The 22720-nt window shown below is 47.0% G+C and carries 24 protein-coding genes; 10 read left to right on the forward strand and 14 right to left on the reverse strand.

Going from position 1 to position 22720, the window contains the following annotated elements; translation table 11 throughout:
• Positions 1-237 precede the first annotated feature (237 nt).
• The 6 genes from NQX30_01205 (at position 238) to NQX30_01230 (ending at position 7189) form a co-directional block, all read left to right on the forward strand.
• The gene (locus tag NQX30_01205) at positions 238-1752 is read left to right on the forward strand and encodes a tripartite tricarboxylate transporter permease (protein MDM5147004.1); all 1515 of its coding nucleotides are present in this window, start codon (positions 238-240) and stop codon (positions 1750-1752) included.
• Positions 1749-2195, forward strand: a complete 447-nt coding sequence (locus NQX30_01210) for a tripartite tricarboxylate transporter TctB family protein (GenBank protein ID MDM5147005.1) — start codon at positions 1749-1751, stop codon at positions 2193-2195. The genes NQX30_01205 and NQX30_01210 overlap by 4 nt, the downstream gene beginning before the upstream one ends.
• A 47-nt stretch (positions 2196-2242) precedes the next feature.
• Positions 2243-3223: a tripartite tricarboxylate transporter substrate binding protein gene (locus NQX30_01215; GenBank protein ID MDM5147006.1), complete on the forward strand. Its 981-nt coding sequence runs from the start codon at positions 2243-2245 to the stop codon at positions 3221-3223.
• Positions 3223-4620: an aldehyde dehydrogenase family protein gene (locus NQX30_01220; GenBank protein ID MDM5147007.1), complete on the forward strand. Its 1398-nt coding sequence runs from the start codon at positions 3223-3225 to the stop codon at positions 4618-4620. The genes NQX30_01215 and NQX30_01220 overlap by 1 nt, the downstream gene beginning before the upstream one ends.
• A 5-nt stretch (positions 4621-4625) precedes the next feature.
• Positions 4626-6164 carry an AMP-binding protein gene (locus tag NQX30_01225; protein ID MDM5147008.1) on the forward strand — a complete coding sequence of 513 codons (1539 nt, stop codon included), beginning with the start codon at positions 4626-4628 and terminating at the stop codon, positions 6162-6164.
• 107 nt (positions 6165-6271) lie between these two features.
• On the forward strand, positions 6272-7189 hold the full coding sequence (locus NQX30_01230) for a DMT family transporter (GenBank protein MDM5147009.1): 918 nt from the start codon (positions 6272-6274) through the stop codon (positions 7187-7189).
• 27 nt (positions 7190-7216) lie between these two features.
• On the opposite strand, the gene argE is transcribed toward NQX30_01230, so the two are convergent.
• The 5 genes from argE to NQX30_01255 form a co-directional block, all read right to left on the reverse strand.
• Entirely contained in the window at positions 7217-8386 is a 1170-nt protein-coding gene (gene argE, locus NQX30_01235; GenBank protein MDM5147010.1) for an acetylornithine deacetylase, read from the reverse strand.
• A 143-nt stretch (positions 8387-8529) separates the two neighbouring features.
• Complete coding sequence (locus tag NQX30_01240) at positions 8530-9768, reverse strand: multifunctional CCA addition/repair protein (GenBank protein MDM5147011.1); 1239 nt, start codon at positions 9766-9768, stop codon at positions 8530-8532.
• Between the two features lie 4 nt (positions 9769-9772).
• Positions 9773-10714, reverse strand: coding sequence for an NAD(P)H-binding protein (locus tag NQX30_01245; protein MDM5147012.1), 942 nt, complete (start codon positions 10712-10714; stop codon positions 9773-9775).
• Positions 10714-12774: a methionine--tRNA ligase gene (metG, locus tag NQX30_01250; GenBank protein MDM5147013.1), complete on the reverse strand. Its 2061-nt coding sequence runs from the start codon at positions 12772-12774 to the stop codon at positions 10714-10716. Before metG ends, NQX30_01245 begins: the two co-directional genes overlap by 1 nt.
• 33 nt (positions 12775-12807) lie before the next feature.
• Positions 12808-13572 carry a PfkB family carbohydrate kinase gene (locus tag NQX30_01255; protein MDM5147014.1) on the reverse strand — a complete coding sequence of 255 codons (765 nt, stop codon included), beginning with the start codon at positions 13570-13572 and terminating at the stop codon, positions 12808-12810.
• Between the two features lie 15 nt (positions 13573-13587).
• Here NQX30_01255 and NQX30_01260 point away from each other — a divergent pair, with 15 nt between their 5' ends.
• The gene (locus tag NQX30_01260) at positions 13588-13770 is read left to right on the forward strand and encodes a rubredoxin (protein ID MDM5147015.1); all 183 of its coding nucleotides are present in this window, start codon (positions 13588-13590) and stop codon (positions 13768-13770) included.
• Between the two features lie 33 nt (positions 13771-13803).
• On the opposite strand, the gene NQX30_01265 is transcribed toward NQX30_01260, so the two are convergent.
• Genes NQX30_01265 through NQX30_01275 form a run of 3 tightly spaced genes read right to left on the reverse strand, consistent with a single transcriptional unit; the run spans position 13804 to position 15923 of the window.
• Positions 13804-14382 carry a BON domain-containing protein gene (locus NQX30_01265; GenBank protein ID MDM5147016.1) on the reverse strand — a complete coding sequence of 193 codons (579 nt, stop codon included), beginning with the start codon at positions 14380-14382 and terminating at the stop codon, positions 13804-13806.
• A 15-nt stretch (positions 14383-14397) separates the two neighbouring features.
• Entirely contained in the window at positions 14398-14733 is a 336-nt protein-coding gene (locus NQX30_01270; protein MDM5147017.1) for a YraN family protein, read from the reverse strand.
• The gene (locus tag NQX30_01275) at positions 14730-15923 is read right to left on the reverse strand and encodes a penicillin-binding protein activator (GenBank protein MDM5147018.1); all 1194 of its coding nucleotides are present in this window, start codon (positions 15921-15923) and stop codon (positions 14730-14732) included. Before NQX30_01275 ends, NQX30_01270 begins: the two co-directional genes overlap by 4 nt.
• Before the next feature lie 18 nt (positions 15924-15941).
• Here NQX30_01275 and rsmI point away from each other — a divergent pair, with 18 nt between their 5' ends.
• Positions 15942-16748 (forward strand): 16S rRNA (cytidine(1402)-2'-O)-methyltransferase, encoded by an 807-nt coding sequence (gene rsmI, locus NQX30_01280; protein MDM5147019.1) that lies wholly within the window; start codon positions 15942-15944, stop codon positions 16746-16748.
• A gap of 101 nt (positions 16749-16849) precedes the next feature.
• Here the strand turns inward: rsmI and NQX30_01285 are convergent, their stop codons facing one another.
• From NQX30_01285 to NQX30_01295, 3 genes are all read right to left on the reverse strand, one after another.
• The gene (locus tag NQX30_01285; GenBank protein ID MDM5147020.1) at positions 16850-17707 is read right to left on the reverse strand and encodes a glycosyltransferase family 2 protein; all 858 of its coding nucleotides are present in this window, start codon (positions 17705-17707) and stop codon (positions 16850-16852) included.
• On the reverse strand, positions 17707-18843 hold the full coding sequence (wecB, locus tag NQX30_01290) for a UDP-N-acetylglucosamine 2-epimerase (non-hydrolyzing) (GenBank protein ID MDM5147021.1): 1137 nt from the start codon (positions 18841-18843) through the stop codon (positions 17707-17709). Before wecB ends, NQX30_01285 begins: the two co-directional genes overlap by 1 nt.
• A gap of 589 nt (positions 18844-19432) precedes the next feature.
• A complete protein-coding gene (locus tag NQX30_01295; GenBank protein ID MDM5147022.1) occupies positions 19433-19621 on the reverse strand; it encodes a hypothetical protein in 189 nt (62 codons plus the stop codon).
• 324 nt (positions 19622-19945) lie between these two features.
• Between NQX30_01295 and NQX30_01300 the strand changes: the two genes are divergently transcribed.
• Together NQX30_01300 and NQX30_01305 are read left to right on the forward strand one after the other, a co-directional pair.
• The gene (locus tag NQX30_01300) at positions 19946-20395 is read left to right on the forward strand and encodes a hypothetical protein (protein ID MDM5147023.1); all 450 of its coding nucleotides are present in this window, start codon (positions 19946-19948) and stop codon (positions 20393-20395) included.
• Between the two features lie 71 nt (positions 20396-20466).
• Positions 20467-21033: a hypothetical protein gene (locus tag NQX30_01305; protein MDM5147024.1), complete on the forward strand. Its 567-nt coding sequence runs from the start codon at positions 20467-20469 to the stop codon at positions 21031-21033.
• Between the two features lie 127 nt (positions 21034-21160).
• Here the strand turns inward: NQX30_01305 and NQX30_01310 are convergent, their stop codons facing one another.
• The 3 genes from NQX30_01310 to NQX30_01320 are packed head-to-tail and all read right to left on the reverse strand — an operon-like array spanning position 21161 to position 22692.
• A complete protein-coding gene (locus NQX30_01310) occupies positions 21161-21562 on the reverse strand; it encodes a hypothetical protein (protein MDM5147025.1) in 402 nt (133 codons plus the stop codon).
• Positions 21559-22269, reverse strand: coding sequence for a hypothetical protein (locus NQX30_01315; GenBank protein ID MDM5147026.1), 711 nt, complete (start codon positions 22267-22269; stop codon positions 21559-21561). Before NQX30_01315 ends, NQX30_01310 begins: the two co-directional genes overlap by 4 nt.
• 51 nt (positions 22270-22320) lie before the next feature.
• Positions 22321-22692, reverse strand: coding sequence for a glycosyltransferase (locus NQX30_01320; protein MDM5147027.1), 372 nt, complete (start codon positions 22690-22692; stop codon positions 22321-22323).
• Positions 22693-22720 lie beyond the last annotated feature (28 nt).

The raw sequence follows: 22720 nt of genomic DNA on the forward strand, positions 1-22720 counted from the left end.
TGATTCGCGGAGGCTAAATTTTATGAAAAACAAAATTTGACAATAGTTGATGTTGTTGGAAATGACGTTTTGACCAAACAGAATTATGTTGTGCTGGCGTGGTTAGTTAGGCCATCGGTATTTTGATATTTTTTGCAATCATAAAATTGACTCTGCCGTAGTGCATCAATGTATGTGCTTAGGCAAATAATTTTTTAATGTTAATATAATTTGGTAGAGAGACAGAGAGGAGTTATCTTGCCAGAGTTTTTGAATTATCTAGGCAACGTTTTTGCACCGTTTAACTTTTCAATTTTACTTTTGGGAACCGCTGGTGGGTTGATTTTAGGCGCCTTGCCCGGTCTTAGTCCGACTATGGCGGTAGCACTTTTGATACCGTTTACTTTTCATATGGAACCAACCAGCGGGTTAATATTGCTGGGGTCGGTGTACACCGCTACGGTTGCTGGCGGTGCAGTCAGTGCTATTTTGCTCAAAATTCCTGGTGCCCCGGCTAACATTGCTACCACGTTAGACGGTCACCAGATGGCACGTCAGGGTCGCGCCGCGCAAGCTTTGCAATTAAGTTTTTTATCTTCTGGCGTGGGTGGTGTGTTGGGGGTTTTGGTGCTGATTTTTTTTACACCAGTGTTGGCACGGTGGGCGTTAAATTTCGGCCCCTCACATTTGTTTTGGCTTGCGGTATTGGGAGTGACTGTTATTGCCTCGCTGGCGACAAATTCTATGATTAAGGGGCTTGCCGCCGGTTGTATCGGTTTGTGGATTTCCTCAATCGGTTATGACGGGGTGCACGGTGTACACCGGTTTTCTTTTACTTCCCACTTGGACGGTGGCATTCACATCATCGCCGCGTTGGTGGGGCTGTTTGCCATCCCACAAGTTATTGACATGCTGGTGCGCAGTAGAGGTGGTGGTAGCGGTGAGAATATGAGTAAAACCGTACAACCGCATTCGTTGTTACAAGCCGTGCGGCAGGTGTTGAGTAAGCCGCGAACATTAACAATTGGCTCTATTGTGGGCATTGTTGTTGGGTTGGTGCCCGGAGCGGGTGGACAAATTGCTGGACTGGTGGCTTATGACCAATCGCGCAAATTTAGTAAAACACGGGAGACTTACGGCAAGGGCGAGCCAGAAGGGCTTATCGCTGCGGAAACCGCCAATAATGCTATGGTTGGACCATCGCTCGTGCCGTTGCTGACGCTGAGTGTTCCCGGCAGCCCCACTGCTGCCGTGCTGTTGGGAGGCTTGCTTATACACGGTATTTTCCCGGGGCCATCATTGTTCACCGATTATCCAGAGGTGTCTTGGACGTTTATTAATTCCCTGTTGGTTGGACAAGTGTTGATGGTTGTGTTGGGGTTGGCGCTTGCCCGGTTGGCGGCAAAAGTCATTATGCTGCCCGAACATTACCTAGCTGCCGCAGTGGTAGTGCTGGCGGTGTTTGGCACTTACAGTGTGCAACATTCATATTCAGACGTGCTCATTATGGCGACTTTGGGTGGCGGCATGTGGTTTTTTGAAAAATATGGTTTTAGTGCGGCCCCTTTAGTATTAGGCATTGTATTAGGCCCCATTGCCGAACAAAACTTTGTTTATGGACGCACCATCGCCGAAGCCGGCGATGGTATTTTGCCTTATTTCTTTGGCGGCGGATTAAATATTGCACTGGTGACTCTTATCATTTTGTCGGTGCTAGGTAGCGCTGTTTTGGAAATGCGTGCTCGGCGCAAATCATCATTGGTTGTGGCATGAACTGGCGGCATGGATTGGCAGCGGCAAGCGGTGATGTGGCCGCATTGCTGTTTGCGCTGATGGCGGTGTGGGCTTCGTTCACGGCGGACGAGCCTGAAGCTTATGTGTTTCCGCAGCTTATATCAATATTAATGCTGGTTTTTTGTGGAATTAATTTTGTTCGTCGCGCCGTTACACAATTTGCCGGCAAACCGCCGCTGGATGCAGTATTACTCAAAAAAATCGCGCCCGGCGCGGCTGTCATCTGTGTGTATATATTAACAGCAGAAACGGTAGGCTTTTATCTGGCGGCGGCGGTGGTGTTTGCGACATTGTCGTTGCTGTACGGTGCTGCAACGCATCGGAAACAAGTGTTTATTGTTACCGGCGCGGTGGTTGCTGTGCTGTATAGTTTATTTTCGTTGTTATTGCGAGTACAGGTTCCGCGGGAATTTTTCTTATAATGGAAAAGTTATTAAACTTAAAATCATTCATCAAAGAGGAGAAAAAAATGAAAACGTATTCTTTCAAAAAACTGGCTGCCGCAATGGCGGCCGTTATGTTGGCTGTGGCGCCAGCTGCACAGGCGGCTTATCCTGAGCGGCCCATTGGCGTCGTGGTGGCTTATGGTGCTGGCGGCGCGACAGATTTTCAGGCGCGCATTGTCACTATGATGTCGGCACAGGAAGATTATCTCGGTCAGCCCATTTATATTATTAACAAGCCCGGTGCTGGCGGTCAAAAAGGTTGGAATGCTTTTGTTAACAAAGCCAAATCCGACGGTTATGAACTGTCCGCTTACAATGTTCCGCATTTTATTGCTCAATCCATCGCTTTTCCGGGTAAAGTCAAATACAATATTGGCAATCTAGAGCCGATTGGTAACTGGGGTGCCGATCCGGCAGTACTTATCGTACCTAAGGACAGCCCGTTTAACAGTGCACAAGAATTAGTTGATTTTGCCAAGAAGAATCCGGGCAAATTGACTGTTAACGGTGCCGGTAAATTTGTTGGGCATCATATCGCTTTTTTACAGCTGGCGCGAGCGACGGACGCTAAAATGACTTACATTCCCCATCCCAAAGGTGGTGCTGGTGCACTCAAAGATGTAATGGGAGGTCAGGTCAAGGCTGGATTTAATAATTTGTCCGATGCTTTTCGCTCCAAAGACAATCTCAAAATTCTTGCGATAGCTGATTTGCAGCGTCACGATTTTTTGCCTGATGTGCCGACATTTAAAGAGCAAGGCGTAGATATAGACGACTCCAGTGTGAATTTTCGCGGTATTATGGCGCCCAAGGGAACTCCACCGGAAATCATCGCTTATCTTGCCGAGCGAGTGCCATTGATGTTTGGTAACAAAAAGCGAGTGGAAAAGAAAATGAAATCCAGTGGATCACCTGTGCGAATTATGAGCCGCGAAGAAGTGCAAGCCATGTGGAAAGAACGCCAAGTATATTTAACAGACTTGCTCAAAGACTTAGTACAGTAATGGCTGTCGCGCCGGATGGGGCGGTAGATTCAACTATCGCTGATATTGTCGCGCGCGCGCGACGCGCGCAAGCCGTATTTGCCACCGGCTCGCAAGCAGATATTGATTTAGCCTGTTTGGCTGCGGCGCGCCCTCTGATGCGTCCCGAGGATAATCGTCGGTTGTGTGAGATGGCGGTGGAGGAGACTGGAATCGGCAATGCCGCCGACAAAATGCGCAAAAATATGCGCAAGACGTTGGGATTGTTGAATGATATTCACGGACAGTCAACAGTCGGAGTAGTGCGTGATGATCCAGCCCAAGGAATTACAGAAATTGCTCGCCCTGTAGGCGTTGTGGCGGCACTGACGCCGTCCACTAACCCGGTGGCGACGCCGGTAAATAAAACTGTCAATGCTCTCAAAGGTGGTAATGCTATCGTGTTGGCTCCGCCGCCGGCTGCTGCTCGTACCGGTGCTGCATTGCTAGAACTTATGCGCATTGAATTGAAGCGCGTTGGCGCGCCGCCGGATGTGGTGCAAATGTTGCTGCCACCATCTAAAGCGGCGACGGTGGCACTCATGCGTCAAGCTGACTTGGTAGTGGTGACCGGTTCTCAGCGTAATGTGCGTGGCGCTTATGCTAGTGGCACGCCGGCAATTGGCGTAGGTGCCGGTAATGTGGCGGTAATCGTTGACGAAACTGCTGATGTTGGGCAAGCTTCCGCTCGTATCCGTACTTCTAAAATTTTTGATAATTCTACTTCCTGTTCATCGGAAAATCATTTGATAATTGTTGCCAGTGTGTACGACGCTATGATGGAAGCGTTGCGCCGTGAAGGCGGAGTATTATTGGATGACTCTGACAAGCGTCAATTGCAGTCGCAATTGTGGGTGAACGGCGCACTTAACCGTGATCTCATCGCCCGTGACATGGCGGTATTTGCCGATCGCGCCGGACTGGGAGCTACTGCCGAGCAAGCGGCATTTTTGATGGTGGAAGAAAATGGCGTGGGTGATGCTTATCCGTTTTCCGGTGAAAAATTGTCGCTGGTGCTGACTTTGTATAAAGCCGCTGACTTTTCAGCTGCCAAGGTGCAGGCGGCGGCGTTGCTGGCGTACCAAGGTGCCGGACATTCGTTGGGTATTCACACACAGACCGAGGCTCGACCACTAGAATTGGGATTAGAATTGCCGGCGTGTCGCATAATTGTTAATCAGGCACACTGTTTTGCTAATGGAGGTAATTTTGACAATGGAATGCCGTTTTCATTATCTATGGGTTGCGGCACTTGGGGAGGAAATTCTATTAGTGACAATCTTAATTTTCGCCACTTCATCAACACAGTGAGAGTGGTTCGCGCTATCCCTGCACAAGAGCCGACGATAGAAGATATTTATTCTGATTATCCAGATTAATTATTATGAGTGACGAAATGTCAGCATTAATGACGGCTCAGCAGCACACGTTACAAAGCCTTATTGATATGCGTGCCGAGGAGACGCCAGCGCAACCATTTTTTTTGTCGTTGGAGAGCGGGCTTTGTATAACCTATGCTCAGTTGCGAGAGTCATTGTGCGGCTGTGGCGAGGCATTAGCAACTGTACCGCGGGGAGAGACGGTAGGAATCCTCGCCGGTAACGGTTGGGCGGTAGCGCAATTTTTATTAGCGGCACCGTATCACGGTCGGCGGGCGATGTTGATTAATTTGGCTGCTGGTAGAAACAATATTATTTACACGTTGACTCACAGTGGGTGCAAATTGATTTTTGCCGACGCCGACAATATTGACGCACTGTGCGATATGGTTGTTGCTGCTGGTGTGGAAATAATGATTGTGCCAGTGGATCGTGACCGAGGAATTGAAAATAATCAGCCCGCCACATTGCCACCACTAGTGTCGCGCGAGGATGATGCGCTGCTAATATACACCAGCGGCACCACTGGCAAGCCCAAAGGCGTATTGCACACGCACGGCAGTTTGCTTGCTGGTGGTGCCAACACCGCACTGGCGCATCGGCTTACCGCTGCTGACCGAGCATTGTGTGTGCTGCCGTTGTGCCATATTAATGCCCAGTGTGTGACTGTCATGGCACCGCTGGTTAGCGGTGGCAGCGTGGTGGTGCCACATCGGTTTAGTGTGAGTCGTTTTTGGCAGTGGTTGGAAAAAATGGAATGCACTTGGTTTAGTGTGGTGCCAACGATTGTGTCGCATTTGTTGCACAATGTCGCTCCGGCAATATCCTTACCCAAATTACGCTTTGGGCGTTCGGCGTCATCGGCGTTGGCACCAGAAACACACCGCCAATTTGAAAAGCGCTTTGGTGTTAACCTTTATGAAACAATGGGACTTAGCGAAACGGCAGCACAAATTTTATCTAATCCGATGCCACCACAGCAGATTAAATACGGATCGCCGGGAATTGCTTTTGGCAACGAAGTGACGGTTTTGGATGCTAAGGGGCAGGAGACACCGCGCAATGCGGAAGGCGAAATAGCCGTTCGTGGCGACAACGTGATGCGCGGCTACCTCAACGCGCCAGCAGATACAGCTGCCGCATTTACCGCTGATGGTTGGTTTTGTACCGGCGATTTAGGACGCATGGATGAGGATGGTTTTGTATTTATTACTGGTCGGCGTAAAGAGTTAATTATTAAAGGTGGTGAAAATATTGCTCCGCGCGAGATAGATGATGCGTTGTATCAGTCTGCCGGCGTGGTGGAGGCAGCAGCGTTTGGCTGTGCTTGTAAGGTGTACGGCCAGCGGGTGGAAGCCGCTGTAGTTTTGTCATCGCCGCAAATCCATAGCGAACAAGAACTTATTGATTCGTGTGTCCACCAAGTGGGTGCGTTTAAGGCACCGGAGCGGGTGCATTTTATGGAATCGTTGCCCAAGGGGCCGTCGGGTAAGGTGCAACGATTAAGATTGGTGGATATAATTGAAGAACAGTTGAAAAAATAAACAAGAAGAAGGTAGCGATAGGGTGCGAAAAGGTACCCTTATGCAATAAATAGCGGTTTAATCGATAGTTATTAAAACTGATTTTTTATTAACGAACCCAACAAGATATGAATTCATCCATTAGCGCCAGAATGAACAGTCGTGTATGGGCAATGCTCATCACGTTGTCTGTTCTTTGGGGCGGTTCATTTTTCTTTATTGGCATTGCGGTGTCAGGGTTGCCGCCGTTGACAATTGCTGCTTTGCGAGTTTCGCTGGCTGCCATCACACTTTGGATTGTTGCATTCGCTATGGGCTTACGTCTGCCGAGCTCAATGCGCACGTGGTGGGCATTTATTGTTATGGGGCTTTTAAATAATGCTATCCCTTTTTCGCTGATTATCTGGGGGCAGATGTACATTGCTTCAGGGCTTGCTTCTATTTTGAACGCTACAACGCCGTTGTTTACTGTTGTTGTTGCTGGCATTTTGCTTGCTGATGAGCGACTATCGGCAAAAAAAATAGCAGGTGTGATTATTGGTTTTGTCGGTGTGGTGGTGATGTTAGATGTGGCGACGCTAATAGAGGGAACGAACGATAATGTCATCGCCCAGTTAGCCATACTTGTTGCGGCACTTTCTTATGCTTTTGCTGGCGTATACGGACGTCGGTTCAAAACGATGGGAATTAATCCCATCATTATTGCATCGGGACAAGTGACAGGAAGCTCACTGATATTAATTCCGTTGGCATTGCTTATTGAGCGTCCTCTTGCCGGAATTATGCCGGATATGGCGGTGTGTGGTGCCATTGTGGGGCTTGCCGTGATGTCAACCGCATTGGCATACATGTTATATTTTCGCATTCTGGCATCGGCAGGGGCGACAAATTTGTCGTTGACGACGTTTTTAGTTCCAGTGTCGGCGATTTTTCTCGGTTCAGTGTTTTTAGAAGAAAGACTGGAATTGATTCATTTTATAGGTTTGTTTGGTATTGGCGTTGGATTGTCGTTAATTGATGGGCGACTGTGGCAAAAGCGCACATGACAAACCGTAGATAGATTTTGCGCCTAGTTATGTGGTCAGGTGCGTACACAGATTGTCCAAAAAGTGAAGGCATTCTGCTAATTGGGATATTTCTATGTATTCATCGGGCTTGTGCGCTTGTGCAATGTCGCCGGGGCCAATAACGACGGCGGATATGCCGTCTTGTTGAAAGTGTCCGGCTTCGGTGCAAAATGGTACCACATCGCTATCGGTGTTGCCGGTTAATTTAACGGCTATTTGGTGTGCTGGGGAGTCGGGACGCGGTGCCAAAGCTGGCTCAAATGAATTTACGATATTTTCAATAGTTGCTGGATGTCCGCTTGCTCGCATTTCCGGCAAAAGTGTGTTTTGTAAAAAATCTTCAACTTGGGCAACAAAATCTTCTGGTTTATCGCTGGGCATGCCGCGATAATGCCAGTTGACTTCGCAACGGGCAGCAATAATATTGAGTGCTGTACCACCTGTGATAACACCGGTGTTGACAGTAGCATGAGGCGGTACAAAAGGGCTATCTGCGGGAGCTCGTCGTCGCAAGTCTGTTTCTAAAGATTCTAAATGCGTGATAAAGCGTGCGGCAAAGCGAATAGCGCTTATACCTGCTGCTGGCGTGGCACTGTGTGCGGGAACGCCATGAAAAATGGTTTTTACGCTTACTCCTGATTTGTGACCGGCAATTATTTTCATGTGTGTTGGCTCGCCGACGATAGCTGCCGCTGGCTTCATTCCACTATCTTTGAGCAGTGCTAGTATATCTGCGCTGCCAAGGCAACCGGTTTCTTCATCCCGAGAAAAAGCCAAATGAATAGGACGGGACAGTGTCGCTGCAGAAAATACCGGTGCCATGGCTAAGGCACAGGCGACAAAACCTTTCATATCACAAGAGCCGCGTGCATATAGCCGCCCGTTGCTCTCACATAATTCAAACGGCGGTGTTGCCCATTGCTGCCCGGCTGTGTCCACTACGTCAGTATGGCCAGAAAGCACTACGCCGCCATCAACAGTGGGACCGATGGTTGCCAGTAAGCTGGCTTTGCCGCCGTCATTAGTCGGGCAAATGGTGCTATTAATATTAATTTCTCGCAATTTTGTTTCCACATAGCGCACTAAATTAATGTTGTTGTGCGAAGGGATAGTGTCAAAAGCCACAAGCTCACGTAACCATTGTATAGCGTCAGGCAGGCGGGGATGGGTTGTCATGTGATTGGGCTCAAGAAACAGTGAAATTGAATTATAAGGGCAGATAATGTCTTTTTAGGTGACCGTTCAACGAGAAAAATGGTCTTCCGAAAAAATACTAAAATTGACGATGTCTTTACTCGCCATAAGAATGCTATTCGTAATTATAATTTTGAAGTTGCCGATAGTGTTCGCACTGCGCGAATGCGAGCATAACGAATTTGTTCGGCAATCTTGGACGGCGTATGACCATATTTTTTTTGTGTTGTGCAGGCAATGGCACCAGAATCAACAGTTTTTGCTGCTTCTATGGCAAGGCGTATAAATTCGCCTTGCGGGTAGCGAGTGCCACGTCGCGCTGGCCAATAGGCATAGTCGGCTTCGCACACGCGCAATACTGATTCGGCACGGGTCGGGCGACGAAAAACGTCTAGTCGCATGAGCAGATCAACCACTTTGCTTGACCGCAATACAAGGGCGTTGTGAACATTGCCGTGTTCGGCGGCGGCAGTGAGGGCAAGAGAGGAAAATTCTTGCGGTGTTTTTAGTCGTTGGCACAAAGATTCAACTAAAGTCCGGCTGCGTGCTTCATGACCGTGATGGCTGGGTAGTATGGTGGCTGGTGTTTGTGCCTTGCCAATATCGTGTACCAGAGCGGCAAAACATTCTGCCGCACTTAGGTGCAAATCAGCGGCGGCATCTAAGACCATCAACGTGTGTATGTAAGTTTCTCCTTCGGGGTGATAATCTCGTCGTTCTGGAACTCCCCGCAGTGCGGCAACTTCAGGCAATATTACTTCTAGTAACCCACAATCATTCATCACTTCAATCATGCGCGCGGGACAAGCTGCAGTAAGTCCGCGTGCTAGCTCGCGCCATACTCGCTCTGCGGTTAAGTTAGCGGCTTCCCCACGTTGTACCATGTGCCGCATGAGTGCCATTGTGTCGGCGGCTATGGAAAAATCAGGTAGCGTCGCCGCAAAGCGGGCGACACGCAGCAGTCGCACAGGGTCTTCCGAAAATGCTGGTGATACATGGCGCAACACTTTGGCGGTCAAGTCATTTATGCCACCCCAAGGATCAATTAATTTTCCGTTTTCGTCCTGCGCAATGGCGTTAACCGTCAAGTCGCGGCGGCGTAAATCATCCTTCAGCGATACATCGGGCGCGGCATAAAAAACAAATCCATGATAGCCTTTCCCGTGTTTTTTTTCGGTTCGTGCTAACGCATATTCTTCTTTGGTTTTGGGATGTAAAAAAACCGGAAATTCTCCGCCCACAGGCATAAAACCAGCGGCTAACATGTTTTCTGGGGTTTCTCCAATAACGACAAAATCGCGATCGCCGACCGATCTGCCCAGCAAAGTATCACGTACCGCGCCGCCAACAAGATAGGCGCGCACGGATTTAACGGCGAGAGTGTTCCCTGAGTCCGGAATAGGCAGCATCGGTGTGTGGCGCAAACATAGCAGCGAGACCGGCATCCAACGTAGTGAGCGTTCCTAACAATTCTTGGGCATCATTCACACTTCCACAGACTGAGGGAATTTTGGCAGACAGACAATTGTCGCGGCTGAGAAAATTTACTTTTGGGATATATTCGGCAATGGCGGCGACTAGGTAAGACGAAGCTGGGTTAAGTCCAATGAGCGACCGTTTGATGTCGGCAGCGGCAAATGTGTGACGCACTATATCGGCGAGTGTCAAGATTTCTGGCCCGCCGACGGAAAGTGTTTTGTTATCGGCCTCGCCGCTTTTTAGCACTCGCGCTAAAATTTGTACCAAGTCCGTTACCGCCAACGGTTGCATATTTGCCGTAGCACAGGGCAATACTACTATTGGCGTGAGCCGCGCTAACCGCACAAAAAGATTGATAAATTGGTCGCCTTCGCCGAACACCACAGAAGGACGCACGATAACATGGCGAATGGAAGACGCTTCTTTTATGATTTGTTCCGCTTTGGCTTTGCTGCGTAGGTAGGCGCTGGGTGCGGCTGCCGCCGCGTTGAGGGCGCTCAGATGTACAAATCGGTATATCCTGCGATCAATACAGCCATTAATCAATATGCGAACAAATTCGCAGTGAGTGCGCTCAAAATCACCACGTTGCCGCTCATTCAAAATGCCTACCAAATTGACCACTGCGTCCGCTCCGTCCAGTGGCTGCAATACGCTTTGTATGTTGGCTGGATTACAAGCGATAACGTCTGTATTGGGAAGCAAAATCAGGTCATTTTTTACTTTTTCACGATCGCGCACCGGCAATACAAGTTCGTGCCCAGCAGTAGCCAGTGATGCTGTCAGGTGCCGGCCAATGAAGCCGCCGCCGCCAAAAATGACAATGCGCATTAGCTTACTTTTGCTCCCGCTGGCATGTCAGCGGCGGTGAGTAATTGCAAATCGCCTTTGCCATCGGTTGCTGCGAGTACCATACCTTCTGATTCACCAAAACGCATTTTTCTTGGCTTGAGATTAGCTAGATACAACACCTGTCGCCCCACGAGCGTTTCCGCCGCATAATGTTGCTTAATGCCGGCAAATACCTGTCGCAGCCGTGTATCACCGACGTCTAGCGTGAGTTTAAGAAGTTTTTGGGCTTCTGTTACATCTTCTGCCGCTGTGATTGTAGCCAATCGTAAGTCCATTTTGGCAAAGTCTTCAATAGCGATGGGAGATTTGTTAGCGGGTTCGTCTTTTGTTGGCGGCGGAGATTTATCCGGCGTTTTTTTTGACTGTGCCAATCGCTCTAATTGTTTGTTATCCATGCGCTGCATTAAGTGTTTATATTTATTAATCACGTGCTTCGCCGCCAGCGGATGCAATTTTTCGCCCCAATGCATATCGGTATTTAAAAACTCTCCGGCTTTCGTTGCCAACAGCGGCAACACTGGCGTTAGCATTAACATTAACAAATGAAAGGCGCGTGTAGCGGCGGAACAAACTGCGTGTAATTCTTCACGGCGAGCTGTGTCTTTGGCGATTGCCCACGGTGCGGCGGCGTCCACATGGGCATTAATGGTATCTGTGGCGCGCATGAGTAGCCGCATTGCTTCCTGATAGCGGCGAGATTCGTATGCCGTTGCTACTTGTTCTTCTACATCCAAAAGTGGGCGCACCATGATATCAAAATCAGTGCCGCCCCTGTCACATTCATCTAAACCGCCATCAAATAATTTGTGCAAAAACGGCGCTACACGACTGGGGATATTAACTAACTTGCCGACCAAGTCGCTGTTCACCCGAAAATTAAAATCATTTAAACTTAAGTCTAAATCTTCCATTCGGTCATTGAGTTTACAGGCGTAATAGTAGCGTAGCCATTCGGGATTAAGCCCGCAATTTAGGTAATGTTCGGCGGTGATAAAGGTGCCGCGTGATTTGGACATTTTCTCGCCGTTAACTGTCAAAAAGCCGTGAGCAAAAATCCGTGTGGGTCGTCGGTAACCACTGTGGTGTAGTACTGCAGGCCAAAATAACGCGTGAAAATACAAAATGTCTTTACCGATGAAGTGATATAGCTCGGTATTTCCGCCGGGACGCCAGAAATCATCAAAATTCATACCGGTACGGGCACACAAATTTTTAAAGCTCGCCATGTAGCCAATAGGTGCATCTAACCACACATAAAAATATTTTTCTTCGGGCACTTCAGGAATGCGAAAGCCAAAATAAGGCGCGTCACGTGAAATGTCCCAGTCATGCAAGTCGCGTTCCAGCCATTCCATTAATTTGTTGGCTGCCCCTTTTTGCAGGCGCGTTACGCGAGTGTCAGGGGCGGCAGGATTAATTTCGTCGCCTTGCGTCCATTCGCGCAGTTCATCGCGCATGGCACTCAAGCACAAAAAATAGTGTTTTGATGTCTTAAGCACTGGCGGGGTGTTAGACAACGAGGAGCGTGGGTTTTTAAGTTCAGTTGGCGCATACGCTGCGCCGCAGTGTTCACAAGAGTCGCCGTATTGTTCGGCTGTGCCGCACTTGGGACAGTCACCACGTACATAGCGGTCGGGCAAAAAAATGCCTTTTTCAGCATCCTGTAATTGCTCAATTTCGCGTTCGGCAATATGACCGCTTTCGCGTAATTGCAAAAATATACTGCTGGCAAGCGCTTTGTTTTCTGGTGAGTGAGTGCTGTAATAATTATCAAACGCAATATGAAAGGCGGCAAAATCGCGTACGTGATTGTCGCGTGTTTTTTTGATTAACGCTTCAGCGCTGATGCCTTCGGATTCAGCGCGCAACATAACTGGCGTTCCGTGTGCATCATCGGCGCAGACATAAATACATTCGTGCCCACGTGATTTTTGAAACCGACACCAAATATCCGCTTGTATGTATTCAACTAAATGCCCTAAATGGATATCGCCGTTAGCATAAGGCAAGGCGGCAGTCATGAGAATTCGGCGTGACATACATTAATTTTATCATCGCCGTTGTGCTACCCGCTACGGTGCCAATGACAGCAATTTTTGCTTTCCCAGTGTTGGCACACTGAAGGCGTTGTCAATTGCTTCCAACGTTCGTTGATGAGCGGTGTCAGCGGCTTGTGCCGGCGTATCATCAAAAGCTAGTCGTGTCGCTAGAAGAGAGGAAAAGAAACAGCCGCTGCCGTGATAATTCCCTGGTCGGCGCTTTGTTGCCGTTTCCCATAGCAATTGTCGATTGTTGCCGTAAAGTGCATGGTGCACTGTCGCTCCTTTTTTGCAGTCGGTTATTAACACGTGCCGTGCGCCAGCATCCAATAGCACTGCGACGCCGTCAATCACTTGTCGTCGTTCGCTAAGTTCCGTCAATTCCTGGCGATTTGGTGTGATGACACAGGTGTGTGGGAGTAACCGTCGTACGAGCTGCACCCGTTGCGTTGGAGAAATAAAAGCGGTGCCAGCAGTAGGCGACAGTACCGGGTCCCACACTGTGGGCGCGCGCCAATGGCGGATACTTTCAATAATAACGCTGGCGGCATTGCCACAAACGCCGATTTTGATCGCGTCCACTGATGTGGCGCACAAAGTGGAAAATTGCGTCCGCACTCGCGCTGTCGGTAACGGCCAGCAAGCCTTTACGCCGTTTAAATTTTGTGCGGTTACTGCTGTTGTTATTGTTAGCGCTTGACCGCCACCACAGGCAATCGCGCGCGTATCGGCGATTAATCCGGCGCCGCCGGTACCGTCAACGCCAGCAAACACGGCTACTAGTGGGCGCGCGCTCATGTACAATTAACCCTTATGAGCGAAACACAACCATACTGCACCTTTATATGCCAGATTTGTGGCTGGACGTACAGTGAAGAAGAAGGAAACGAAGAAGAAGGACTGCCTCCCGGCACCCGCTGGAAAGACGTTCCTCCTAACTGGACTTGCCCTGAATGCGGAGCCCGCAAAGAAGATTTTGAAATGACCGAAGTGTAAAAGTGGGGGGCTGCTCTAAGCTGCCATCCTTCCCTACTCGCGAAATTCAAATGCTTTAACCACTTTAACGACGCCACGTATTTTGCGTGTCGTATTAATAGCAGTGGCCGCTTGTTTTTTGTTCACTAACCCAAGTAGATAAACAACGCCTTTTTCGTTGACGACTTTGACATCCAAACAAGAAAAATCTTCTATTTGGATGCTGCACAATGCTGCTTTGACTCGTGCGGTGAGTGCGCTGTCCGAGGCTTGCGAACTCAATGATGCGGCACCGGCGATTTCAATTTGATTGAGAATTTCGCGGACATTTTCAATATTTTCTGCGATGTCAATTACTTGTTGGCGCAACGCTTCGGTAGGTGCTTGACCGGTGAGCAATAGCCGCCGGTTATAACTAGTAATGCTGATATTAACGTTACTATCAATATCGGACGACAGTTGCACCCGCATTTTTAGTTCAATCGCGTAGTCTTCAACAAAAGATCCGGTAGAACGTTCATCATTGATTACTGCGGCACCACTGGCACCGCTAAGGACGACTGCCGCTGGACAACCAGACAATAAGAAGGGCGCAATACAGGCAAAAAATAGGCAGGAAAATTTTTTCTTCATCAAAATGATTGTACCTTAATTTGTCGCATCAAAAGCGTTACGCAGCCAGCGTACGTTGCCGTCAACGTCTACCAGTACGGCGTCAAAGCGACACGGAGGTTCGCCGTTGGCTGCTAAATAATGTGTTGCGGCCGCCGTTAGCCGCCGCTGTTTGTGATAGTCAATGCTTTCAGCGGCAGCGACTAGATTTTTGCGCTGCCGCACTTCCACAAATACTAAGGTCCTGCCGTCTTCGGCAATAATGTCAATTTCTCCCCGCCGACAACGATAATTTGTTGTAGCTACCTGCAATCCATGTTTTTTCAGATGAGCTACCGCCATTTGTTCAGCGAGCTGTCCGGCAGTGTTCATGGTGTCAACTCCCGCAGCCGACCGCCACGATAGAATGCCAGCTTGCCAGCGCGGGAAAAAGTGCCATTTTTGAGTTGCCAGTTGCCGCTTATGCCGTTCATTAACCAATTTTCATCCCATAACGGTGAGTTCAGCACCGCGAGGCAGGCGTCTATGCCCAAGGCAAAAAAGCGCTGACGGATGATTGGCAACGTTCGCGTTTGCGGCGCGTCAAAAATTGTATGTTCGTTTGGCAGAGTAAAAAACCAAGGCATTTCCATAAAACGCAGACCTTCGCTAAGCAGAGAGCCGGAAGCTTGATTGTTGTTTATGCTGACAGCAAATACTGAATATTGTTGCGGAACAAACTTGCGTGCTTTGCGGGCAAAGTCACCGTTGCCGGCGGCAAAAAGTACAAGGCCTCCCTTTTCGTCTGGTAATTCTTTGAGATCATCAAACAATCGCTGCCAGTCACGTGCTGGGTCGCGAACCAAAAAACGCCCCGAAATTTTTCCGCTGGCAGCAATCCACGCTTGCTCGAAAGCCTTTCGTTGTTGGCTGCCGCGTTGCCCCGGTTGTTCTATGACACGCACGTTGGTTATGCCTTGTGCGTGCAACAAGTGCGCTAAATCGGTGGCCTCTTGACCGGCGTCCAGTGTCATCACGTAATATCCTTCACCGGCGGACGGTTGTAGCAACAATGTAGGCACTAACGCTTGTGGCTGTCGGTTTAGCAATTCCTTTACCCCGCTTTTGAGCATGGGACCGACGACAAATTGTGCTGCATTGCGTACCGCCGCCGCATAATTAGCGTACACCGACTCGGCTGTGCCGTCGGTGGCGTACAAGTCTATTTCTACAGCCTGTTGCGATTTTTGTATGCCGTGCAGGCAACCGCGGTGAAAGCTATTTGCGGCGCGACCAGCTAATTTGCCCGCTTTTGTAGGTAGTACCAGAGCCAGTGCTGTGGGCTTAATATCCTTGCCAATACTGGGTGCACGCAGAGGTAAAAAAATAGAGTTATCAGTATCTATAGGTGGTTGTGATTTTTCTTGTACGTCCGTCGGTGACCGGTCCGAAGGAGCTTGCCGTAAAATAGCATCGCGGTCATAATCACGGTGATTAAGCAAATCTATAATCGGATTGTTTTCCGCCTGTGTTGTTATTGTTGCCAGCGCCAGAAGCGCGCACCACCATTTTTGTTTATGCATAATTCCCCGATTTTATATGTGATTGCTTCGCCAATTGGAAATCTACGTGATATTTCACAGCGTGCTTTGGATATTTTGTCGTCGGTGTCGCTTTTGGGCGCGGAAGATACTCGTGTGGCGCGTCGCTTGCTGGCTGCTCACGGTATTTATGGTAAACGGTTACTTTCTTTGCGTGCGCACAACGAAAATCATGCCGCTGAGGCACTGCTGGCTGGCGCTTTTGAGCTGGGCACCGTTGCATATTTATCCGACGCTGGCACCCCCAGTATCAGCGATCCGGGTGCGCGCTTGGTGCGAGCCGCTCGGGCGGCGGGAGTACGAGTGTCACCAGTGCCGGGAGCGAGTGCTTTGACGGCGTTGTTGTCGGTGGCTGGGGTTCCCGAGAGTGCGGTGCATTTTTTTGGATTCCCGCCACGAGCTGCGGTGCGGCGGCGGGATTTTTTTGAAAAATTGCTATTGCTGTCCGGTTCTGCGGTGCTGTTTGAAGCACCAACGAGAATGTCCGACACCGTGTCGCAGTTGCTTGCAGTATTGGACAGCAATACACGCGTTGTAGTGGGACGTGAGCTTACCAAGACGCATGAACAGGTGGTGGATATTTCGTTGGAAAATCTTGAGCAGGCACTGGCGGAAGGTAGTGTGCCGGCACGCGGAGAGTTTACATTGTTGGTGGAGTTACCCGGACGCAATCCGTTGGCGGCGGTGGGAGATGCTTTGTTTACGGCATTAGCTGCTGAATTACCGCGGCGGCGAGCAGCGTCACTGGCGGCACAATTCTGCGGTGGCGATGCCAACGATTACTACCGCCGTCACATAAAAAAATAACTGCCGTTATACGATTTCCCAAAAGCTCGGATTAAGATTAGCAAAGTATCTCAAAGCCAGCAGTATCATCAAAACAACTGTCGAGGACAGCGACTTAATTTTTATTCGTTGTCTGCCAATATCCGCCAGCCACTTTTTCGGTAATAAGCCACAGCAGCGTTGCGAATTGGCAAGTGGTCAGAGCGTTTGTACGTTGCCACGGCACCACCGCCAGCAATTTTGCCGAAATCGGGGTCACAACTCCACAACTTTATGTCATCCGGCGGATGTGGCGGTACATACGTTTTAACGCCACCGTATTTGAGAGCTGTATAACTTAAATGGATGTCTTCACCGTTGTCCCACGAATAGGGCTCTTCGCGCCACAAATGGCAAAAGTGAGCCTTGCGTGCAAACCAAGCGTGTCCAACCAAATCTACCGTAGTTGGCTGTGACAGCAGCGCGCCGTTCCAACCAATTTTTTGTTTGGCTGAATATCCCTCTGTCGGCAAGAGTACGCCACTACCGCCCAATATGCCATCATAGCCGGTTGTTACTGTGTTAATACAGTTTTCAAACCACAGTGGCTGTGGCAAAATGTCATCATCAAAAAATGCTACATAAGTAGTTTGTGCCAACGATGCCAAGGTAAAACGACCGAAAAACTTCCAGTTAAAATTGGATACCAACACTCGGTCAACCAAAGACGAAAAATCTGGTGTTGGCTTTTCACTGTCATTGCACCACACCCAAATTTGTGCCGGCGGTACACTTTGTGCCCGCAACGCTGCGACTTGTTGTTGCAAATAGCCGGGGCGTTTATAGGCGTTAAGAATAACCGTAATACCGTTTTTGCTATCTGCAGAAAAAGGAATTCCTTCACGCTCAAAAGCAATGCCATTCTTGCGCATAGTGCGTTCTTGCGCCCAAGCATTAATGCGCATCGCTATTTTTTTGAACAATCGTGGCTTGCGGCGCATTATGCGTTTTTCGCCAGAATATCTACAATACGTGGGGCAGACAAGCCGTCGCCGTAAGGGTTAGACGCCGCCGCCATGTGTGCATAAACGGCTTCGTTATCCAGCACTTGCGTAGCGGCACTAACAATACCATCTATCGTCGTGCCTACCAATTGTGCAGCACCAGATTCCAGCACTTCTGGGCGCTCGGTGGCATTGCGCATCACCAGCACTGGTTTGTCCAGCGATGGTGCTTCTTCTTGTACTCCACCGCTGTCAGTCAATATGAGGTGGCAACGGTCCATCAACATTACAAAAGCACCATAATCTAACGGGGGGAGTAAAAATATATTGCTAATGTTATTTAACATCTGGCGTACGGTTTCATGTACCTGCGGGTTCAAATGCACCGCGTATACCAAGTCAATGTGTGGGTGCATCGTTGCCAACTGCACCAGTGCCCGACAAATATTTTGTAATCCTTCACCAAAACTCTCGCGGCGGTGTCCCGTCACCAAAACAAAGTGTCGCTCATCGGTGGGCGTATAACCGGCAGCAGTCAATTCGGATTTCACAACAGTGCGCATGGCAACGTCTTCTCGCAATCGCCGGCGTATGAGCAGTAGCGCGTCCAGCACTGTATTGCCTACTACATGCACCTCACCGGAGGCGTTCTCATTTTTCAAAATGGCGGCATTTTTAGCGGTGGGAGCAAAATGCAAATTAGCCAGCTTGCTAATTAAAACTCTATTAATCTCTTCTGGCCACGGGGCGTGTCGGTTACCACTGCGCAAGCCTGCTTCCACGTGAGCGATAGTCGTGCCGGCATAAAAAGCGGCAAGCGCACCAGCTAACGCTGTGGTAGTGTCGCCTTGAATCACCGTCACATCAGGGCGCAATCGCTCAATAACCTCTCCGGCACCACGTAGCACGGCGGCGACCGAGTTGGACAACTGCGGTCCTTCGTGCATGACTTGTAAATTTTCATTAGGCTGTAAATCAAACCAACGCAGCGCTTGCTCCAGCATCTGTTGATGCTGCGAACTTGCGCACACAGTCGTTTTAAAATCCGTTGGACGAGCGCGTAACGCCGCAACCAGCGGTGCCAGCTTAATGGCTTCCGGTCGAGTGCCGATGAATATGAGGATGTGTTTCATTTCGGTTACGATATTTTACCCGCGTTGTTATTTACATTGACTAACATTTTTACTACAGAGAATTGTCATTAATCAAAGTCAGTGCTTGGAGATAAATGGACGTTGAAGATCATGAGTTGCATGCGTTGATAGGAGTGGAAAAATTATTTTCGTAAAACAATATTTTTGCAAATTGAGATGTTTGCCGAAAACTGTAAATCAATTAATTATTTGTGGTAAAAGCTTTAAGATGATTTTTCATATAGGAAAAGATTTTTATTTTGAACGAACAGTGAAATGATTTTTCTATATAGGTAACTAGATGATATTAAAATCATTTGCGTACTTGATGGAATGTAGTAAATTAATTCCGAATGCAAATAAAGGCTAGATGTTGTTGATGTTTTATGTTCGCTTGCTTAAGAAATAGCCAAATCTTGCGTAGGCAAACGCCCATCAATTAATTCGTCTTATTAATTTTTTGAACGTTGGGTTATCACATGGGTTCGTCATACTAACGCATTGTGTCAGCATATTATCAATTTCTTCATAACTTTTAGCCAATAACATGAGTTTAGCTGGTTTGCGGTATCTCCAAAGCAGGTCTTTTCTAAATATCATCGGGCAGGCGAGAAAAACCATCAAGAAGCACATTTTCTAAATTCGCTCCTGTGTCTATTTTGTATTCTCTATTGTTTGCAGAGATAATTGCGACCACACCATAGTTATATATTTTTGAATCATGAAAAAATAAATGTCCTTCATCGTGTAGATAATGCTCATAAAGACAAGCAGGCATCCATGCTAATTGAGTTTTTTTAGCCGCAAAGTTAAATCAAAGTCTACTGAACAAGGGAACCAAGAGCGATATGGCATTTCTTCCAGCGCTGATTTTCGCAACAAACTGTTTGCGTGGAGTAAAAATTTTCTTATGTTTAGTGCCAAATGTTGATAGATGCCTGTGCCTGATAATTTGAAAGGGCGTAAAAATGCTGTTGATTGGTTTTTCTGCTAGCTCTTATACGATTTCTTGAGCGGATGTTTAGGATGAAGTTACACAAAATAAATTATAATTTCAAGCGCAATTTTTATATTTATGATAGAGAACAGAAAGACAAACCATATGCGACATTTTCTCTTTGGACAGCGCATTATTGGAGTCGGAATAAAAAACCCGAAATTCCCTGCATGGTTGGAATTAATGGGTATTGAAGAATATGAGATATATTTTGAAAATGAAGATATTTTAAGGAAGGTAGAAGTAAGAAAATATGGAAAAATTGGTGTGTATGCCGGATTAGAGCAAATGAAAACTATTGACGGAGACGTTCTTTTTGCCGAAGGTAATGCTATTAAGTGTCTTAGCCAGTATTGTTTTTTTAGGAAGTATGAAAGGATTTTTTCCCGCCATCACCCAATCTGTCTAGCTTATGCAGTTGTCTGTTTTTTGCGTTATTTTATTTCAGGGCGAAGATTAATAGCGTATGCGCCAGTAGCCCTTAAAATGAATGATCAGCTTTGGTTTCACGTTGTAGTTCGACATGCTGCGACAAAAAGAAAAAAGGAGCAGTAAGAATTTATCTGCCTAAGAAATGGGAAGCTACAGATTTATTTGCAAGACTTGACCAAGAAAAAATTAATTACGTGGTATTGCGTTGGTGGGAACGATTGCCGAATCTTCCATATAATGATGACATTAATATCTTAACAAGTAACGAACATCATCACTATTTTATTAATTACATTGACGCGGGAAAAAATGGCGGGCGGGTGTTAGATGTGTACACGGTATCAGGAATAGAACATTCATCTGCTAGTGTTACTTATTATGAGCCAGAAAAAGCGAGAGAAATATTGCAAAGCAAAATGGATGGCACGTGTGGCTGTAAGGTGCCGGCGCCATGGCAAGCGTTTATGTCTTTGATTTATCACGCCTTATATCAAAAAGGATTTTATTCTAACCTTCCATCTATTTACGGTAATCAAAATCAAAGAGGGAAACTTTATAACGAAATTTCAAAACAGGCGACTAAGTTGGGAATAGATGTATCTTTAGATATGGAGTCTCTTGAGTTATTTCTTTCCCATAATGACTGGCGACCACCTATTGATAAATTAGCCAGATTATCAATTAGAAATGAATGGGTGCAATCATATTTCTTTCCCCAAATCAATTGTGAAAAGAAAAATATGTTGGTGCATTTATACTAAGTTTTGGATAAAAGAAATAAAACACGTAAAAAACCGTGGCTACACGGATGTGATAACGTGTACGAATCTGCTGAGTATATTGAAGAAATTGCGCCAGATATTATTATTGATGAATAATCAAATTGTTTCAACGGTATTTTTTATTCAAGGGAAGATAAATCCATTGGTTTTCTGATCGTATCTTTTTTTGTCGTGAAGAGAATTTTTTATCCCATATTTTTTTACTAAGTATTCGGGGAGAGCTAAATAACAATAAGTGAAGATATTGATATGCCTGTTTTTTTGTGTTGTCGGGGGCATTCATTAAAGAGTGATAGCCTAACCCAATAGCCGGCAGCCAAGATTTCCGATAAGTATGATTAGGAGCCATGGCCATTTCTGATAAAAGCGAGTCCGGGGCTCCAGCTATGTCCCATGATTGCTCAAAGCATGAAGATGATGAGTCGTGTCTTCGAGAAAATTCAAAATCTATAATTTTTAATTCGTTCTTGTCGGTGAAAATAAAATTTCCCGGATGATTATCAATCATGCTCCAGCCACTTTCCCATATTTTGTGCAACGCCTTAAAAACTTTTTTTGCGTGATGTATGGGATATGGAGTAACGCTATTTTTTCCCACGTATAACTTGATTTATAAAATGGCAGAGTAATACTATTTTTTGTAACTTCTTCTATTGGCGAAATTTCATGGAGATGAGAAAGTGCTTCACGTGCTTTAATTTCTCTTTCCAAACAGGAAGGTTGCCAACAGCGAAAGGTTTTTTTTATTTTATATATTTTATTTTTACAAATAACTTCAGCTTTGTTGTACGAGCCATTTGTCAGGATGGTGGTGACAGCGGCATTTGTCTTATATTCTGCTTCCAGATGTTCAAGTGTGGAAAAAATATTTTTGTACTCCGAGGCGGGCAGTAAAAATTTTGCCAATTTTTTTGCGAATTGTTGACACTTTGAAATAGCAATGTACTGTTGTCTATTTTGTGTTTTTCTTAATTCTCTTTGAATATTTATTATTCTTGGATTTTCAATTTCGCCAGCCGTGTCTAGAGGCATAATATCAACAGCCAAAATCGCCGTTAATTTTTCTCCTTTAGTAATACCAAAAGAAATAGCTTTTGCCGATACATCATTAACATATGCTAGGATATGAAAGCCAGCACGCTTGTATAAAAAATCTAAGGTGTCAGCGGGCGGTAAGTTATTACTTGGCGAAATAAATATTGTGAAGTGAGTCATGCTTTAAATTTTTTATTGAAACAATGATTACTAAAAATTATTCTTGTTAGCTTAACTTGCTTGGCTCTTAATGATTCCTGCAGGCAAAGATGTAAACAGCCATTTATAATTATTGCTAAAATCATTGCCAAAAGCGGCTTCTACGACAAATTTTGCTACGCGCTGTTCATTATAATCGCTATGCGCTCGCCGCCATCCGGCTTCGGCAGTGGTGCGCCAAGCTACGTCATCTTTTGTAAATTGTTTGATTTTTTCTATCAATTCTTTTTCGTCACTAAAGTACGAAACTTCGTCTTCGGCAAACAATGCTTTCATACTTTCATTATTAGGTGTCAATACTAGGCAGCCGTTTCCCGCTAACTGTGCTAAACGGTCGGACGAATACAGTGGGATATCCGTCGCACGACTGAGGTTTAATCCCATTTTACTTTTACTAATGAACGTACTTAAT

This window comes from Candidatus Persebacteraceae bacterium Df01 (assembly GCA_030386295.1).
In the GTDB taxonomy this organism is placed as follows: Bacteria; Pseudomonadota; Gammaproteobacteria; order Tethybacterales; family Persebacteraceae; genus Doriopsillibacter; species Doriopsillibacter californiensis.

Coding starts and splice junctions, on each gene's coding strand:
- NQX30_01210 (MDM5147005.1), top strand. CDS start 1,749: ATGAACTGGCGGCATGGATTGGCAGCGGCAAGCGGTGATGTGGCCGCA.
- NQX30_01215 (MDM5147006.1), top strand. CDS start 2,243: ATGAAAACGTATTCTTTCAAAAAACTGGCTGCCGCAATGGCGGCCGTT.
- NQX30_01220 (MDM5147007.1), top strand. CDS start 3,223: ATGGCTGTCGCGCCGGATGGGGCGGTAGATTCAACTATCGCTGATATT.
- NQX30_01225 (MDM5147008.1), top strand. CDS start 4,626: ATGAGTGACGAAATGTCAGCATTAATGACGGCTCAGCAGCACACGTTA.
- NQX30_01230 (MDM5147009.1), top strand. CDS start 6,272: ATGAATTCATCCATTAGCGCCAGAATGAACAGTCGTGTATGGGCAATG.
- argE (MDM5147010.1), bottom strand. CDS start 8,386: ATGACAACCCATCCCCGCCTGCCTGACGCTATACAATGGTTACGTGAG.
- NQX30_01245 (MDM5147012.1), bottom strand. CDS start 10,714: ATGCGCATTGTCATTTTTGGCGGCGGCGGCTTCATTGGCCGGCACCTG.
- metG (MDM5147013.1), bottom strand. CDS start 12,774: ATGTCACGCCGAATTCTCATGACTGCCGCCTTGCCTTATGCTAACGGC.
- NQX30_01255 (MDM5147014.1), bottom strand. CDS start 13,572: ATGAGCGCGCGCCCACTAGTAGCCGTGTTTGCTGGCGTTGACGGTACC.
- NQX30_01260 (MDM5147015.1), top strand. CDS start 13,588: ATGAGCGAAACACAACCATACTGCACCTTTATATGCCAGATTTGTGGC.
- NQX30_01265 (MDM5147016.1), bottom strand. CDS start 14,382: ATGAAGAAAAAATTTTCCTGCCTATTTTTTGCCTGTATTGCGCCCTTC.
- NQX30_01270 (MDM5147017.1), bottom strand. CDS start 14,733: ATGAACACTGCCGGACAGCTCGCTGAACAAATGGCGGTAGCTCATCTG.
- NQX30_01275 (MDM5147018.1), bottom strand. CDS start 15,923: ATGCATAAACAAAAATGGTGGTGCGCGCTTCTGGCGCTGGCAACAATA.
- NQX30_01285 (MDM5147020.1), bottom strand. CDS start 17,707: ATGCGCCGCAAGCCACGATTGTTCAAAAAAATAGCGATGCGCATTAAT.
- wecB (MDM5147021.1), bottom strand. CDS start 18,843: ATGAAACACATCCTCATATTCATCGGCACTCGACCGGAAGCCATTAAG.
- NQX30_01295 (MDM5147022.1), bottom strand. CDS start 19,621: ATGCCTGCTTGTCTTTATGAGCATTATCTACACGATGAAGGACATTTA.
- NQX30_01300 (MDM5147023.1), top strand. CDS start 19,946: ATGCGACATTTTCTCTTTGGACAGCGCATTATTGGAGTCGGAATAAAA.
- NQX30_01310 (MDM5147025.1), bottom strand. CDS start 21,562: ATGATTGATAATCATCCGGGAAATTTTATTTTCACCGACAAGAACGAA.
- NQX30_01315 (MDM5147026.1), bottom strand. CDS start 22,269: ATGACTCACTTCACAATATTTATTTCGCCAAGTAATAACTTACCGCCC.
- NQX30_01320 (MDM5147027.1), bottom strand. CDS start 22,692: ATGGGATTAAACCTCAGTCGTGCGACGGATATCCCACTGTATTCGTCC.